8 protein-coding genes are annotated in these 16,632 nt (G+C 70.3%); 1 reads left to right on the top strand and 7 read right to left on the bottom strand.

Translation table 11 applies throughout. The annotated features are described in order from the left end of the window. Nucleotides 1-2 precede the first annotated feature (2 nt). The 6 genes from ABH935_RS21300 to ABH935_RS21325 all read right to left on the bottom strand — a co-directional run bounded on the left by ABH935_RS21300 (nt 3) and on the right by ABH935_RS21325 (nt 14,606). Nucleotides 3-4,157, bottom strand: coding sequence for a TIGR02680 family protein (locus tag ABH935_RS21300; protein ID WP_370379660.1), 4,155 nt, complete (start codon nt 4,155-4,157; stop codon nt 3-5). After that, entirely contained in the window at nt 4,154-5,410 is a 1,257-nt protein-coding gene (locus ABH935_RS21305) for a TIGR02678 family protein (RefSeq protein WP_370379661.1), read from the bottom strand. The genes ABH935_RS21300 and ABH935_RS21305 overlap by 4 nt, the downstream gene beginning before the upstream one ends. After that, nucleotides 5,407-7,005 carry a TIGR02677 family protein gene (locus ABH935_RS21310; RefSeq protein WP_370379662.1) on the bottom strand — a complete coding sequence of 533 codons (1,599 nt, stop codon included), beginning with the start codon at nt 7,003-7,005 and terminating at the stop codon, nt 5,407-5,409. Before ABH935_RS21310 ends, ABH935_RS21305 begins: the two co-directional genes overlap by 4 nt. 356 nt (nt 7,006-7,361) lie before the next feature. Then, nucleotides 7,362-7,892 carry a hypothetical protein gene (locus ABH935_RS21315; RefSeq protein WP_370379663.1) on the bottom strand — a complete coding sequence of 177 codons (531 nt, stop codon included), beginning with the start codon at nt 7,890-7,892 and terminating at the stop codon, nt 7,362-7,364. A 5-nt stretch (nt 7,893-7,897) separates the two neighbouring features. Continuing rightward, entirely contained in the window at nt 7,898-12,550 is a 4,653-nt protein-coding gene (locus tag ABH935_RS21320; protein ID WP_370379664.1) for an RHS repeat-associated core domain-containing protein, read from the bottom strand. A 181-nt stretch (nt 12,551-12,731) separates the two neighbouring features. Beyond that, nucleotides 12,732-14,606 (bottom strand): CBM35 domain-containing protein, encoded by a 1,875-nt coding sequence (locus ABH935_RS21325; RefSeq protein WP_370379665.1) that lies wholly within the window; start codon nt 14,604-14,606, stop codon nt 12,732-12,734. Between the two features lie 205 nt (nt 14,607-14,811). On the opposite strand from ABH935_RS21325, the gene ABH935_RS21330 reads away from it, so the two are divergent. Then, entirely contained in the window at nt 14,812-15,534 is a 723-nt protein-coding gene (locus ABH935_RS21330) for a GntR family transcriptional regulator (protein WP_370379666.1), read from the top strand. 21 nt (nt 15,535-15,555) lie between these two features. Here ABH935_RS21330 and ABH935_RS21335 read toward each other — a convergent pair whose 3' ends face one another. Next, complete coding sequence (locus tag ABH935_RS21335; RefSeq protein ID WP_370379667.1) at nt 15,556-16,497, bottom strand: hypothetical protein; 942 nt, start codon at nt 16,495-16,497, stop codon at nt 15,556-15,558. Nucleotides 16,498-16,632: the final 135 nt, after the last annotated feature.

Below are 16,632 nucleotides of genomic sequence, written 5' to 3' on the forward strand. Positions count from 1 at the left end.
GATCAGGCATCGAACAAGGTCGGGCCGGGCTCGCCCGACGGCGTGGTGGTCTCGCGTGCCCGTTGCGGCGGCAGATACGGTTCGGGCCGTTGCACGCGCACGCGGTCGTGTCCGTCCCAGCGCCACGGGGTGACCAGGACCGCATCGATGCCCTCGTGCCGGGCCAGCTGGGCGATACCGATGCCGGGCACGGTGGGGTAGCAGGCCCATTCCCGTTCGGAGGTCATGACGACGTCCAGGTCGAAGGCCGCGAGCAGGCCGAGGCACTTGGCGCGGGAATCGTCGTCGACGCCCGCGAAGGCCTCGTCGAGGGCGATCAGGCGTGGGGCATGCGGGTGCCCTGAAGAGTAATGCGAGGACGCCGCCGCGAACAGGGGTACGGAGGCGGCCAGGACGCGCTCGCCGCCGGAAGCGGGTCCGGCGGCCGAGCTCCAGGCGCCGTCGGTGCGGCGCTGGATGGCGAACGCGTGCCACGCGCGATAGTCGAAGGCGCGCGCCAGTTGGTCGTGCCAGGTGTCGGCCGGGTTGGCGGCGCGCTCGTCGGTGATGCGGCGCTGGAGGAAATCGCCGACGGTGGCGCGGTCGGCCGGACTCCACGCGTCCACCGCCTTGCGCAGCAGTCGGGTCCGGACCGCTTCCAAACCCTCGGGCGCGGCTTTGGAAGTGCGCCAGACCAGCCGCAGCGCCATGCCGGTGGAGGTGGGGCGGGACTCCAGGTCCTGGTTCATGGCCGCCACCATGCCCTCGGCCTCGGTGATCAGCTCCTGCAGGGCGCCGGCGACCTCGCCGACCAGATGGTTCTCCAGCAGCTCCCGCTCCTTGGCCGACAGCAGCCGGTCCCGCTGAGCCACCTCCGTGTCCAAGACGACGGCCAGCGACGGTACGTCCTGGACACGGCCGGCGAACAGGACCTCCACGACCATCAGGCCGTCCTGGGAAAGCGTCATGGAAACCTGGTGTCCGTGGCGGGCCAGGGCCCCGGACAGTTCCTGCTGCTCGCGCGAGACACGTTGCTGGACGCGCTCCCAGGCGCCGTCGGTCTCGTCGAGGGCGGACAGGGCGGCGTCGGCGGCGCGGGCCAGGGCCACAGCCGGGGCTGGAACCCACGGCTCGGCCGGGTCGGGATGTTCGAGGTCCGGAAGGGCCGCGGTGAGCAGGCCGGTCATGGTGAAGCGGCGTAGGGAGGCGATCGCTTCGTCGCGAACGGCGGTCGCTTCGGTGATGGTGTCTTGAAGCTGCTGAAGACGGCCCTCAGCGCGCTCGCGCTCAGTGAGAGCCTGTTCGCGGCGGGCACCGACGGACGACGCGGCGGACTCCGCGGCGGCGAGCGCGGCGCGCACCTCGTCGAGCCGGCGGTAGAGCTCTTCCACAGCCGCACCGGACGTCGCGATGAGCGTGCGATGCCTTTCGGCGGCTGCCTCGGCGTCGTGACGGGCCTCCAGTTCTGCCTCGTCGGCCTCGGCCAGGCGGGCGGTGGCCAGCCGACGCTCGTTCTCGGCCTCGGCGGCGCCCGCCATGGAGCGCGCCGCCGCTGTCAGCGCCGGCCACAGCTCGGACAAGGTGTTGCGATAGTTGTTCAGGGCGTCGGCGACGGCGTCCAGAGCGCCCGCCTCCGGCGGGAGACGGGCGTCCTTGGCGAAGGTGAGCACAGCCGAGGCGGCCTGGGAGGCGGCCTCGGAGGCGGGCTCGACGGCCGCCACCGCCTCGTCGCGACGCACGGCGGCGATCCGGGCCGCGTCGGCGTGCTCCGCGGAACGGACGTGGGAGTCGCGGAGCTCGGTGTCGGATGGCTGGGCGAGCCGTTCCTCCGCGACGGTGTCAAGCCGCCGGGAGACCGCGTTGGACTCGTCGATCAGCGTACTGATGTCAGCGTCGAGCCGCTCGGTCTGGACTCTGAGCTCGGCCAGGCGGGCCCGCCGCGCGGTCTCGCGGGCGCCTTCACCGATGTGGCGAGCCGAATCCTTGCGCCAGGCGCCCCGCAGCGCTCCTGTTCGGAACCGCCCGTCCGCGCTGATCCAGGTGTGATGGCCGAGCTCGGCCGCTCCCGCGGTGATCAGACCGATCCCGGCGAGCACTGCGGAGACCGCCGACTCGGACAGGGCTGCCGTCTGCGGATTCGCCGCGTCGATCGCGGGGCGCAGTGCCGAGGCGAGATCGGCGGCCGGCGCGGGTCCGAAAGGCGCCACGACGGTGTCCCCGGCGGCGTCGAGCAGCCGGCCGTCCGGAGCGACCCAGGCGTCCAGCAGCCCGGATGCCTCAAGCGCGGCCTCCAGCCCGGCCCGATCGGCATCGGTGACGTGCTCGTGGAAGTCCACGACCTTCCACAGGGGCGCGCCGGGCCGGTTGCTGCGGATATCCGCGTCGCGAGTGTGCGGGATCGGCGGAGCGTCGTGGTGCCCCTGTTCCAGACGCCGGGTCTCCTCGGCTAGTGCGGACCGTTCCTGTTCGGTCCGCACTCGGCGGCCCTCGATGTCCGCGATGCGCCGGTTCAGCTGTGCCTCGTGGTGGCGAGCAGCCTCCTCCGCACGGCGTGCGACCGGGTTCGGTCCGTTGACCGTGGTGACCCACAGCTCAAGTTCGGACAGAGCCGCATCCCGGTCTGGCAGCGTGATCTCGGCGCACCCGGCGCTCCATGATTCCCACGCGCGCACCAAAGACTGGCCGTTGGCCGCCACGGTGTCGGCCGCTTCCGACGCGCGTTCCGCCGCCGCGGTAGCCTCGCCCGCGGCTGACTCGGCAGCCACCCGCGCGGCGGCGAGGGTGCGGCTGGCGGCCTCGCCGGCACTGTGCAGCTCGCGAAGGCCGCTGATCGCTTGATGCCGATTGCGGATCAGCGCATCGGCAGACTGCCGGGCCGGCGAGACATCGCCGTCGCCCGCGGCGAGCACGGTGCGGACCGCGGAATGAGCGATGCCGGCGGCGTCGGCGGCATCACCGGCGGCACGGTGCAGGTTCTCCACCGCGACCGTGTCGGTGTCAGCACGGGCGCGGGCCTGGTCGGCGCGCGCCGACCAGGTTTCCGTGTCGCTCACGGCCCGACGCCGGTCTTCGCCCCGGCTGTGCGCGACACCGGCCAGCGCCCTGGCGGACTGAGCCAGCCGTTCGATCTCCCGGGCCGCGTCCATCGCGGGATCGCGGTTCAGCGCGTCCTTCTGCGCGGTCAGCAGGATTCTCCGCTCGCCGAGCCCGGCCAGCTCCTCCTCGGCGGCAGTGAACATGGTGTGCGCCTGGTCCCGTGCGGCTGTCGCGGCTCCGAGATCACGGCCCAGCTGCTCGTACCGACTGTGGGCCTGCCGTACCCCGGTAGCCGTGCGTTTGGTCGCGACCTGGGCGTAACGGCGGTAATGGGCCAGGAATGCCGAGGCCGCACCTTGAGCCTCGACCAGGGCGGCCAAGGCATCGCGTTCGTCCTGCAGGCCGCGGAAGGCTTCGGCGATCTCACCGATCAGGCTGTCGGACAGCGGCGGCAGCGCCTCGGTGAGCGCTTTCGACAGCAGCTTCTCGTCGGGCTTCTTCGACAGCTGTGGCTGTCGCAGCTGGATCAGCAGGTTCACCAGCGCCTCGTAGCGTCCCGCCCCCAGCCCGAACAGCGCTTCGTCGACCGCGCGCCGATAGGCCTTCGCGGTGGTGAACACCGCGTGCGTGCCGATCTTCTCCTCAAGCGTTTTGCGGGAGTAGGAGACCCGGTGTTCGTTGCGCAACGGCAGATCTGGTCCGATCCGCTGGTCGGTGACGAAGAACCAGTGGTCGGCGATGCCCCGGTGGCGGACGGCCTTCAGGCCACAGCCGATGGTGCGGTAGTGCGCCGCGCCGTCCTCGCCGATACGGCCGAACTCAAGCCAGGTGTAGCCCAGCCGTTCGTCGTGCGGGTGCTTGTCGCCGAGCAGGAGATTCCACTCCATGCGCTTGGCGCGGTCACCGTCGGGCTCGACACGGGACGGGATGAGTTCGCCGTCCAGGAGGAACGGCAGCGTGAGCGCCAGGACCTTCGACTTGCCGGTGCCGTTGTTGCCGCGCAGCAGCAGACGGCCGTCGTGGAACCGGAATTCCTCGGCATCGTAGTAGAACACGTCGATCAGGCCGGCGCGCAGCGGCTGCCAGCGGTCACGACCCGGCGTGGGCAGCGCCTGGGCCGCGAGCATGGTCGGGGTGGTCACGGGTGGGCTCCGGCCTTCTTGATCGTGGGTTCGGCCATAGCGAAGCGCATCAGCGCCGAGCGAGGGTGGATCCGTGTCCGGCCCTGGTCGTCGGGGAGGCGGGCGACGAGGTTGAGGGCCTCCAGCTTGGTGACGGCCTGCTCGGCCAGGTCCGCGGCGGCGGCCGGTTCGGTCGCGGTCTTCCGCCAGTACGAGGCGTGTGCTTTGGCCTGTGCTTGGACGAACCGGATGAGTTCGGGCACGGTCGGCGCCGAGCCGTCGGTGGCGATCTTGGTGGCGATCAGCAGGGTGACGTGACCGTCGGTGCCCTGCTCGGGCATGCGGACGTCGGTGAGCGTGTCCTCGGGGTCGACCATGGAGATGCCTTCCGCGCGCATCTCCGGGATCAGGCCGGTCAGCTCGGTGATGCGGCGGCTGATGGAGACGCGCTGGCTGACCAGGTAAGCGCGTTCGGCTTCGGTGAGGTCGGCGTAGTAGACGACCGGATCGTCCAGCAGGCGACGGGTCATCGCGTGCCGCAGGGAGCGCAGACGCAGGTCGTCCGTTTCCGGCAACGGTTCGGCGGCCAGCGCGGTCAGGCGTTCTTCGAAGGACGCCGCGGTCACCGTGGAGGCGCCGCGCGACGTGGCGAGCAAACCGCCGCTGATCCGGCGGTCCACGTCGTAGAGCACGTCGTTGCCGCCGTCGGCGACGAAGGCCTCCTCATCGCCCTGCACGCGGGTCAGCACGCCCCAGGACAGCAGCAGCCTGACGACGGCGACCAGGTCGGCGCGCTCCTCGCGGCGACCCATGCCGAAGCTGATCCCGGCCTCCGTCAACGCCGGGTCGGTCGCACCCGTCAGCACACCCTCGGCCAGCCGGCCGAGAGTGGTCTGGGATTCCGAACGCTCCAACGCGGCCAGGGCGAGGCACAGCAGGACGTAGCGACGCCTGGTGAACGGGACCTTGGTCTTCGGGGCGCGCGCCGGCCGGGTCGCGTCGTCCAGCGCGGCCGGCTTCTTGACCAGCCGCGCGGTCTCGGCGTCCACGGTCAGTCGCCAGCCGGCCTGGTCGGCGAACCAGCCCGCCAGCTCGGCGGCGTGCTTGCGGACCAGGCGGAAGTCGTCGTCGCGCGCGGTCAGCAGCGGGTGCGCCAGCAAGGCGCGAGCGGCTCGGCGGAGTTCGACGTCGTGGTCGGTCGGGAGCGCCGAAATCGTCGTGGTCGTGGTCGAGACGGTCGTGGTCGAGGTCGAGGTCGAGGTCGAGACGGTCATCGTGCTGCGGCCTGCCGCTCGCGTGCCGTGAGGTCGATGATCTCCACGACGTGTTCCGGGCCGGACAGGACGCCGTCATCGGTGCGGACGGTGACGACCCGGCCGGCGTCCACAAGCTTGAGGCGGATCTCCATGGTGCCGTCACCGCTGGTGGCGGTCGTGGTGGTGGCGCCGGGACGGCGGGCGGCCAGCGCGTCGCCGAGAACCGACAGGAACAGCCGGAACGTCCTGGGGTCCAGGCCGTCCGGCCCGGCAAGCTCCGACAACAGCACCGGACCGTCTGTGGCCAGCAGTCGGCGGGCCTCGGCGATCTCGGCCGCCTCCCGCTCGGCTCTGTCAGCCAGCAGACGGCGGCCGACATCCCGGTCGATCGCCCGGTTCGGGGAACCGCGGCGCTCGTAGGAGCCGGTCTCGCGCAGCCTGGGGCTGATCCGCAGCGGCGCCGCGTCGGCCCATGGCGTCCCCGGCGGGTATTCGGCCGCTTCCCAGATGTCCTCGGTCTGCGCGTCGACCGTCAGGTGGCGGGCCGGCGCGAGGGCGAACGCTGCCCGCCACAGGCGATGCGCGGCAGCGTCGTCCGGAGCTTGGGCGAAGAACCGGGCCAGGGCGCGCAGGTCGGCCGATCGGTCGGAGCGCCCGCCGCGGCGTTCGTTGAGCGCGGCGACGGTGTTCACCAAGTTCGTGATGCCGCTGACGGCGGCATTGCGCAGCAACCGGGCCTGCGACGGTCGTCGGGTCCCGGCGCTGACGAACCACTCACGCAGCCCCCGCCAGCGGTTCTCCCAGTCCCGGGTCGCGGCGTGGACGGCCGCGGCGTAGATGTCGTGAACGTCGGCGTCCGCGTCATGGTCGGGAACCGCGTCCACAGCGTCGCGGCGGGCCGCTGCCTCCAGGATCCGCTCTATGCCCGCCGCCTCGATCCGCTCGATCAGGCCCGCGATCTGCGCACCGCGGTTGGCCAGGTCGGCGATGAACTTGTCGATGTACTCGATCAGCCGATCCTTGTAAGCGAGGAACGCGTTCTCGTCGCCGTCGGTGAAATCGATGGTTCGGCGCAACGAGGACATGAACGCTTCGGCGTTGTCGGCCAGGCCGGTGAACCGCTCTGTGAGCGCGAACAGCAGCAGGCCGACCGTGGCCTGGTCCGGCGGCTCCGGGGCTTCGGCGTGGGCCAGGACCGCGGTGAGTTGCTCGGCGATGTCGGCCAAGGCCACCGTCTGCAGGCTTCCGCGCTGACCGAGAGCCTGTTCGTAGTGATCGATCGCGGCCAGGGCGGCCTGGCCGTGCCGGGTCAGCTGGTAGATCTTCCGGGCCCGGTTGAAATCCTCGACCGTGGTCACCCGCCCGGTGTCGGCGTCCGAGCGCAGGTTGCCCCACTCGACGAGCTTGTCGAGGGCCTGGACAAGCGCCTCCGTGTCGGGCAGGGACATGGTCCGACCAGGTTCGCCGGGCCAGTCGGCCAGGACGTCCTCGGGCCGCAAATGGACTGTGAAACGCTGCTTGGCCAGGGAGAACACTCCGAGGACGGCCGCGTACAGTTCGACATTCGGGGCGCCGAGGTAGGCAAACGGCTGCGGCGTCGGCACGTCAGTCACAGCGCCAATTGTGACATCTCGGCGAACCCGCCCTGACTCAAACGGGTGAATCAGGCACATAGTAGGCGCGGACCGGGCCGTCTCCGCCTCGGCGAGCCGACCGCGGCTCCGACACGCTACCTCGTCGGTTGCCATGGCACCTCCACGTCGACGTCCGTCCAGCGAAGAGTCACGCCGATCGCGGCGACGGGCGCGTATCGGTGGGCCTGCTTCGTGGATCAACTGTCGCCAGCCAACGCGATCAACCGCAAACCGCGCCTCGGGAGCCTGTGGAAAACCGATGCTGTGTCAGCGGTCGCATCGCCCAATTGCCGCAGCGGCCAGCCGTCGTAGCAGGTGACCGGCAACGCCTCAGCTCACACCCCTCTGGCCGCGAATCCGGCGAGCATCTCGTCGTAGTACGTGGTCGGCGCGACCAGGACGCCGCGTAGATACACCGGCATCGCGGTGTCGTCCTCGTCGATGTCGGCGTCGAAGGGGATGTCGTCGCGGGGATTCCAGTTGAGGCCGAAGGAGAGTCCCGGGACCAGCGGGTTCCAGCGCTCCCGGTGGTTGATCGGATGGCCCGCGGCCTCGATCTGCTGCATCAGCTCGCGGGCCGGGGTGCGGAACACGTCGATGCCGCGCCAGGTCACCGTCACGTCCGCGTCGTCCTCGTAGGGGCGGGCGATGTCCAGGGAGGTCAGGGTTTTGCCGTCCTCGGAGGCGAACATGATGTCGAAATCCGGGAGCTGGGTGTAGATCTGCATGAAGCGCACCTTCGTCGGCGGGCCCTCGTTGCTGACGCTGATGTCGCCGAGGGCCGCCGCCGCTTCCTTGAGCTCCTCGACGGGCATGCCGAAACGGAAGCCGGTGATGCCGTTCGGGGGGTCGAGTTCGATGTGCATGGCCGTCATTTTAGGATGCACGTCCTGATCGTCCACCCGTTCTTGGACAGGAAGTCCTGGAGATGGGTGTTGTTCGGCAGGTCGGCGACCATCTCGGCGATCGCTGCGTCGTACTTCGTGCCGAACTGCGCGCGGATGTTGACGATGTCCATCTTCATGGCCACGTCCATCCGGCCCCTGGCGATCAGTTTGGCCTGGAACTCGCGGTACTGGGCGGAGGCGGTGCCGCTTCCGGTGCTGATGAAGGCACGGTGGTCGGCGTACTCCATACGGATCGAGGGCCCGTAGTTCGAGTTCATCGAGTTGGCCAGGTGGAGCTGCTCCCACGCGTTCTTGGCCGGCATGTGGTTGATCTCGAAGGAGCCCGCGCTGCGCGGCTTGACGCCGGGCGGGTTCGACGGCCGCATGTCGTACCAGTTGCCGCCGTCCTTGTCCCACTGCGTGCCCTTGCCGGACGCCAGGCCCATCGGGTCGATCCATGCCGTGGGATTCGCGACGTAGGCGTAGGGGTTCGGCGACGGGTCCAGGCCGAGCGGGTCGCTCGACAGGTACCGGCCGGTCTCCGGGTCGTAGTACCGCGCGTTGTTGTAGTCCAGGCCGGTCTCGTCGTCGTGGTACTGGCCGGGGAAGCCCAGCGGGCAGCGGCCCGGCGCCTCGGCGGCGACGCGGCGTCCCCACAGATCGGTCGTCGCGGTCGGCAGCACCTGGCCGTCCATCGTCACCAGTTCCGCGGGCGCCCCGACGAGGTCGCCGACGATCGCGAAGAACCTGCGGTCTACGTCGTCGGAGTCGGAGCCCGAGCCCGAGTCCGGCCCGGTACCCGGCACCGTGGCCTCGCGCCCGGTCTGTGCGACGGCCTCGGCCCGCGTGACAGCCTCGGTCTGGGCGACGACCTGCCAGGTCCCGGGCTCCCAGTCCCAGGTGACGGTGCGCCGCCGGCCGTCGCCGTCGGTCCGGACCTGCTCGGCGAGCTGGGCGTCGTCCCAGACGAACAGCACCTCCTCGGCGACCGAGACGCCGTCCGCGGCGAGTCGCTGCTTGGCCGTCCGGCGGCCGAGCGGGTCGTAGCGGTACGTCCACACCGTGCCGTCCGGCAGGACCACGCGCGAGAGCCGGTCCTCGGCGTCCCACTCGTACCGGCGCTCGTGCCGCCCGCCGGACAGCAAGCGGGTCAGGACCCTGACGACGCGTCCGCGCTCGTCGTACTCGTAGGTCCGGCGGCCCGCCGAGCGAAGCCGGGTCCCGCTGTACACGCGATCGCCGCCGACCGGATCGCCGGCGACCGCATCGCTACCGACCGCATCGCCGCCGACGGCGCTGTTCACGGCGCGGGTGATGTTGCCGACCCCGTCGTACGTGTACGCCTCGGTCCAGCCCTGCGCCTCGACGCGCGTCACCCGGCCGCCCGGCGAGACCTCCAGCCGCCGCGATCCGCGCAGCTGGTCGGCGACGGACACCAGCGTGTTGTCGGCCCGGTAGCCGTACGAGCGCTGCTGAGCGGGACGCTGCGCGTCGCGCCCGCCCTCCGACGCGGTCGGCGGCGCCAGCAGTTGCCCGGTCAGCCGGTCGGCGACGTCCCACTGCTGGGCCAGCACCAGCGAGCCCAGCGACCGGAAGCTCTCGCGTCCGGCCTCGTCGTGGGCGAACCGCACCGCCCCGCTGTCCGACTCCAGCGCCGACGGCTGTCCGGCGAGGTCGTAGCTCCAGGTCGAGACCACGCCGCCGGGCGTCGTGCGCCGCACCCGGCGGCCCAGCGCGTCGTACTCGTAGCGGCTGGTCCGGCCGTCGACCGTCTCGGCCAGGACGCGGCCCATCGCGTCCCGGGCGTACTCGATGACGCCGTCGGGCCCGGCGATCCGCGACGGCTCTCCGAGCGGCCCGTACTCGATCGTCGACCGGCCGCCGCCGGTTTCCCACGCCGCGAGCCGGCCGGCCGCGTCGAAGGCGAAGCGCGTGCCGGCCCCGGCGTCGACCCGCTCGACGACCTGCCCGGCGGCATCGTGCGTGTAGGCGGTGCGGTGGCCGTTGAAGTCGGTCTCGGCGACCAGGCGTCCGGCCGCGTCCCGCTCGTAGGACCAGATCCGTCCGTCCGGGCCGGTGACGGAGACCAGGCGGAGCTCGGTGTCGTACCCGAACTCGTGCCGCGCGCCGTCGGCGGTGACCCGGGCGCGCATCATCCCGAAGGGCCCGAACTCGAAGTGCGTGGCGTTCCCGGCCGCGTCGTATTCGACGGCCAGCCGCCCCTGCGCGTCGTACTCCCAGGACTCGACGGATCCGTCCGGCAGCGTCCGCGACACCATCCGGCCGTCGATCCCGCGCCGCTTCTCGCTGCGCCGGCCCAGCGGGCCCACCGCCGCGACCTCCAGCCCGAAGGCGTCGTGTTCCAGCCGGCTGACGCGGCCCAGCGGATCGGTGATCTCGACGGCCTGCCCGGCGGCGCCGGTGACGAACCGGTGGGTGCCGCCGAGCGCGTCCGTGCCGGCGACACAGTGTCCGAACTCGTTGTACTCATAGCGGGTGATCGCGCCGCTCGCGTCCGCCCGGGCGATCAGGTTCCCGCGTTCGTCGTACGTGTAGAGCCCGCGGACCGTTTCGCCTTCCCGGACCGAGGTCAGCAGTCGCAGGTCGTTGTAGCCGAGCTCGGCGACGGCGCCGTCCGGTCCGGTGATCCGCACGATGTCGCCGTGCTCGTCCAGCTCGAACGACGTCACCCGGCCGAGCTCGTCGGTCCGGGACAGCAGCCGCCCGAACGCGTCGTACGCCGTCTCGACCGCCGCGCCCATCGGGTTCACGACCCGGACGACGTGCCCGAGCTCGTCGTAGTGGAACTCGGTCGCGTGACCCAGGCTGTCCCGGACGACGGTGACCCGATCGTCCGGGTCGTAGGCGAAGGACGCCGACAGGATTCCTTCCAGGCCGACGCCGCGTGCCACGCGGCTGTCCGGACCGTATTCGTACGCGTACCGGTACCCCGTACGGTCGGTCCACCCGCACAGCCGGTCCTGGTCGTCATAGTCGTAGACGAGCGCGCGCCCGGCCGGGTCCAGCACCGCGGCCAGCCGGCCGCGATCGTCGAAGCGGAAGCCGCGGACGACCGCCTCTGTGGATTCGCCCGGCTCCGAGCCCTCGACGAGGCGGATCTCGGAAGCCCGCGGGCCGTGAGCGCTCGCGACGGTGTCGATCACCAGCCGGTAGCCGGGCAGTGAGACGCCGGTCGGCGTGCCGTCCTCGGTGCGGTGGAAGTGGATCCGGTTCCCGTTGCGGTCGGAGATCGCTGTCAGATCCCTGATCTGACCGTCGTCGGCGGCGTGGTGGACGACGGCGAAGTGCCGGACGTTTCCGGTCGCGGGATCGGTGATCCGTATCTCGTCGGCCACCCGGTCCCAGATCAGCGGCCACCGCAGTCCCTCGGTCGGAAGCACCGGCGCACCGCCGTCGGCCGGCATCGGGTAGTGCAGCTGCTGCGCGTCGTCCCCGACGAAGTGGATGCCGGCGGCGTTGACCGCCACCCGCTGGTCGAGTGTCGAGGACCACCCCGGCCCGAACAGCCGCCCGAACTCGTAGTCCGAGGCGTAGGCACGGGACAGGACCAGCCCGAGCACGCCGGGCAGTCCGAGATCGACCTCGGACATGATCATCTGCCCGGACACGACGTCGACGGGGTCCCCGGCGGAGAAGCAGCCGATGTTGCCCTCACCCCGCTGCCCGAACTTCTCCAGCAGCTTCCCGCCGTACTTGTCCATCAGCTTGCCGCCGACCTTCTCGATCGCCTTCCCGCCGACGAAGGTCAGACCGAGCATCCCGGCGCCCATCAGGGCGTCGCCCCAGTGGCCCTGCATGGCGTCGCCGGCGATCTGCATGCCGGTGCCGACCAGCGCGATGATGTTGTCGGCCTCGGCCAGCGCGGCGGTGATCACGTCCACGCCCGGGATCCACGAGGTGGCCAGGGCCAGGACGTCGAGGAACGGTGCGAGATCGTTGGCGATCTCGGCGATCTTGCCGCCCCATTCGGAGAGGTCCTCGGCGACGTGGTCCCACCAGGACTTGTTGTGGATCCCGTCGGATTGGGCGTGGTGCAGGGCGTTGGCACAGGTCTTGGCGGCGCTGACGCGGTCGTTGTAGGCGTCGTGGGCCTGCTTGGCCAGGTCCGCCATGCGCGCCTTGGCGTTGGTCAGGTTGGTCTGCGCGGTGTTGTGCGCGTTCTGCGCGTCGGTGACCGCCTGCGGGTTGGGGCTGGCGGTGTGGTTCTGCTGAGCCGTCTTCAGATCGGCGGCGGCGGTGTTGGCCGTGGTGGTGGCGCGTTGCAGGTCGGAGTTGGCGTCTTGGGCCTGACGCAGGGCACTGTCGGCCTTGGCTTGTGCCGCCTGCAACTGCGGCGCGTAGGCGTTCAAGGCGTCGGAGGCTTCGCTGTAGGAGGTGTACAGCTTCTGCAGCCGCCCCGGCAGCGGGCCGAACTGGCCCTTGAACGCATCAGCGGTCTGACCCACCCACTCCAACGCCGTGGCATCCGAGCCGAACGAGTTCAGACTCCGATACGCCGACTCCACATCGTGGGCGAAGTCGCCGAACTCCTTGGCCAGAGCCTGGACAGACTCCACCACACCCGGCGTCGGATCCCCATCCAGACCCAGGATGTCCCACCCCGTAGGACGCGCCATCAGCGAACCCCTCCCCCGTGTTCAAAAGTCAAGCAGACGCCTATGACAGTGTCTTGTTACAAGAGCGTCGAGCCAGATGGGGAGTTTACCCAGATGGGCCGGTCTGAGTAAGTGGGCGGTAGTGGAGACCCAAGGCGCGCCCACTTACTGAGAGCCGTGCGATGCTGAGCGCTTTCCAACGCTACGAGTGCGTGGCAGGCACCGTGATCGCGTCGATATCCGGCGCTGACGCGCTCGGGTTCGTGATGGTGATCGTGTTCGTCCCAGCGGCCAGGGCGAGGGCGACCGCCTGGTTCCCCGGGGTCGAGAAGGAGCCGGTGGTGCCGAAGATCACAGACTGCGCCGGGCCGCCGTTGACGCTGATCGAGGCGGCGCGGCTCGCGGAGCCGTCGGTGAAGGCCACCGTGATCTGATACGTGCCGGCGCCGTCGGGGGCGACGATGCCGTTGAACTGCAGCGTGCCGGTTCCGGTGCTCTGCTTCCCGATGTGGCCGACGCGGGCGCCGCCGGAGCAGGCGGTGCAGGTGATGACGCTTGCGGGTGCGGTGATGGTGTTCGCCGTGGACTCGGCTTCGTACAGGGTCGGGCCGGTAGTGGTTCCGGTCACGGTCAGGGTGAACGTCGTGCTGTGGGTGGCTGAGGACGTTGCGCCGGTGATCGTGATCGGGTAGGTGCCGGCGGAGGTGTTTGCGGCGGTGGTGATGGTCAGTGTCGAGGTGCCGCCTGCGGTGATCGAGGCGGGCGCGAAGGTGGCTGTCGCGCCGCTCGGCAGGCCTGAGGTGCTCAGTGCCACCGGCTCCGCGGTGCCGGAGGTGAGAGCGGTGGTGACCGTGGTGCTCGATGTCGAGCCTGCGGTGGTTGTTGCCGACGCCGGGCTCGCGCTCAGTGTGAAGTCGTTGCCGACGGAGCTCGACGGCAGCAGGTAGAACGGATCGGTCGCGGTGGCAGCCAGCAGGTACCACGAGGTGGCGCCGGTGTGGGGCGCTGCGTAGTAGTAGTCGGAGTCGCAGTCGGACAGCTTGTCGTGCGATGCGGCGACGATGCCCTTCCCGTTGTTGTGCGGTGCCGTCGTCTGCGCGAGTTGGATCGCGTTCAGGTAGTTCTGGGCCTTCGTCGCGTCGCCGCCGCCGTTGCGGATCGCCAGCGCGTCGGCCAGGTGTGCCGTGCCCTCGAACCAGACCTTGGACTTGTCGCAGGCGCCGAAGCTGACGCCGCTGAAGGCGCCGTCGGTCGCCGCCAGGTTGGTCACGTCCCAGTCGATCGACGCGGCGCGGGCGGGGTCCTTGAACGCCAGGTACGTCCAGGTGTTGACGTCCTCCGGCAGGAAGCCCTTGTTCAGGCTGGTGCCGTCGGGGTTGGTGCCGACCCAGTACTTGCTGTTCGTGCTGTCCCACATCGCGGCGACGAACGACTTGGCATGCGCCGCACGCGTGGTCCAGGTGCTGTCGCCGGTTTCGGTCGCCAGCATTGCGAACAGCGCGTAGACGTCGAGGTTGTGCTCGGTCGACTTCCACGTCAGCTTGCCGCTGGAGTCGTAGCCGCCGGTGTATCCGCCGGGGCCGTTGGTGGCGTACGCGTTCGTCTGGATCCAGGTCGCGAGGTTTGTCGCGCCGGTGAGGTAGGAGGCGTCCGCGGTCTTGGCGTAGAGCTGGACCAGGGCCTGGCCGACCCAGGCCATGTTGCCGACGTCGCTGGTGTCGTCGGTGGCGCTGACCTTGCTCGGCGAGGTCAGCGGGGTCGGCGCGTAGGCGGCGCGGATGCGGCCGTCCTTCGACTTGTCGTTCGCCTGCACGTACAGCAGGGCGTTGCCGATCACCTTCGCGCGCGCCAGGTCGTCGGCGGTGCCGCGGGTCAGCAGCGCGTCGATGACGAGCGCGTCGTCGTACGTGACCGAGTCGGTGAACGAGCCCATCGCCGAGTCGGGGACGAAGCTCTGCACCAACCGGGGCGTGCTGCCCGTGGCGTACTTGTCCATCATCTGGTCGAGGAAGAGGTAGCCGTTCGCCGTGCTGGTCGGCGTGATGGATGCCGGCGTGGCCGCGGCTGTGGTCGCCATCACTGTTCCGAGGGCGACGGCGGCCGCGGCGGCTGCGACCCCCAGCTTTCTGATTCTGTTCTTCACTGACGTCACGCCGGTCATTCTTGAGCTGACAAAAGGTCAAGTCAAGAGTCTTTACTAGAATCTCCGGTTGGCAGGTGATGACAGCATGTGGTGGCGCTCGATCATGGCGCCGCCCGCGCTGAAGCCTTACCCTTTGTCAATGCGATCGGCCGTCAAGCGAACCCGCGCCCGCGAGGCGATCCTCACGATGGTGGCTTCCACCGGCGCCGGCGACGCGCTGCCGTCGGAGCACGAGCTCTGCGAAGCCCTCGGCGTCTCCCGGCCGACGCTGCGCGCCGCCGTCGACGAACTCGTCGAGGAGGGTGTGCTGATCCGCCGGCCGGGCCGGGGAACCTTCACCGCCCCCTCGAAGGTCGCGCAGCCGCTGGCCCCGACCGCCGGCGTGGCGAACTCGTTCCGGGTCCCGCTGTCCGAAGGCGTGTGGGAGAGCCGCACGCTCGGCTTCGAGCGGGCCAACGCCGACGCCCGGCTGGCCCGCGCGCTCGGCGTCTCCCCGAGCGAGCTGCTGGTGAAGGTCGAGCGGCTGCGGATCGTCAACGGCGCCCCGCTGGCCATCGAACGCATCCACGTCCCGGACAAGTACGTCCCCGGCATCACCGGCGACGACTTCCAGCGCGGCTCCTTCTACCAGCTGCTGCACTCCCGGTACGGGATCACGATGGCGCGTGCCGCGCAGTCGATCGAGGCCACGGTCACCGACGAGCGCGAATCAGGGCACTTAGAGGTACCGCCCTACAGCCCGGCGCTGCTGTTCGACGTGACGACCCGGGACTCGCGGGATCTGATCATCGAGTACACGCGCGCGGTCTATCGCGGGGACCGCTATCGGATCGATTCCGACTTGGTGTTCGCTCCGGGGTGAGGTCTGTGTCCGCGAGCGCGCTCAGCCGTTCCAGCCCTCATAGTTCTCGAACTCATAGAAGTCCATGTTCGCGATCTCCAGATTGGCCGCCAGCGATCCGGCGCCCGCCAGCGGCATCCGGATCGACTGGCCGGGCGTGTCGTGGAGGTCCACGACGAGCAGCCGGTGGACCGGGTCGGCGAGCGTCTGCGCGTCGGCGAGCGCGACCATCGTCGTGTGCTGGTCGTTTCGGCCCACGGTCGGAACGAGGGCCGGTACCTGGCCGGGCTGCAGCGACTCGAACGCGGGGTCGTCGACGACGAGGGCGGACAGGCCCAGGTCGGACGATCCGGTGTCGCTGAAGTCGACCTGCGTCTCGTTGTCCTCGGTGAGGTCGCCGAGCGCGGACAACAGGCTGCTCCAGCCCTCGTGGTTCTCGAAGTCGGTGCGCACCAGCAGCGTCAACGGATACACGGGCAGCTGCGGGAACGAGGTCCGGACCACGCCGGTCGGGGTGGGATTCGTCGGCTCGCCCGCGTCCCCGAGGTACGTGCCGCACCGGTCCATGCCGCGGATCAGTTCGTCGAAGCTGATCGTGCCATCGTGCAGCCCGGGGAGGACGCGCCCGAGCTCCGCCGTCGGGATGCGCACACCGCGCCCGGGAACCTCGCGAAGGTCGATGAGCATCATGGCGTCGGCGCCGTACACCGCGGAGATGTCCGCCTGCGCGATGACCGGGGCGTCGAAACCGGGCGGGAGCAGCGCGGGGAAGTCGCCGCCGTGCAGGTAGTCCCAGCCGGGGTTCTCGGTCAGGCGCAGTCGGACGTCACCGTCACCGTCGCCGAGTATGACCAGGTCTTCGTCACGGCGGCCGCCGACGGTCTGCAGGATCGCGTCCCACAGGGGAGTGCCGTCGTCTTCGTAGCAGGTGTTCACGAGCAGGACCTCGCCGGGCGCCGGGAGGGGGAGCATCGGGAACGGCATGGGACGTCTCCATTTCAGCGGGGCATGTCGAGCTGTGTCAGAACCCCGCGATTGTGTCGCATGACTCTGACACAGACGTTTATCCCGGCCTCAGCCGGGCTGCCCCGCCGGCAACGGCGTCGTCCATTCAAGCTG

Source organism: Catenulispora sp. GAS73, assembly GCF_041262085.1.
Classification (GTDB): Bacteria; Actinomycetota; Actinomycetes; order Streptomycetales; family Catenulisporaceae; genus Catenulispora.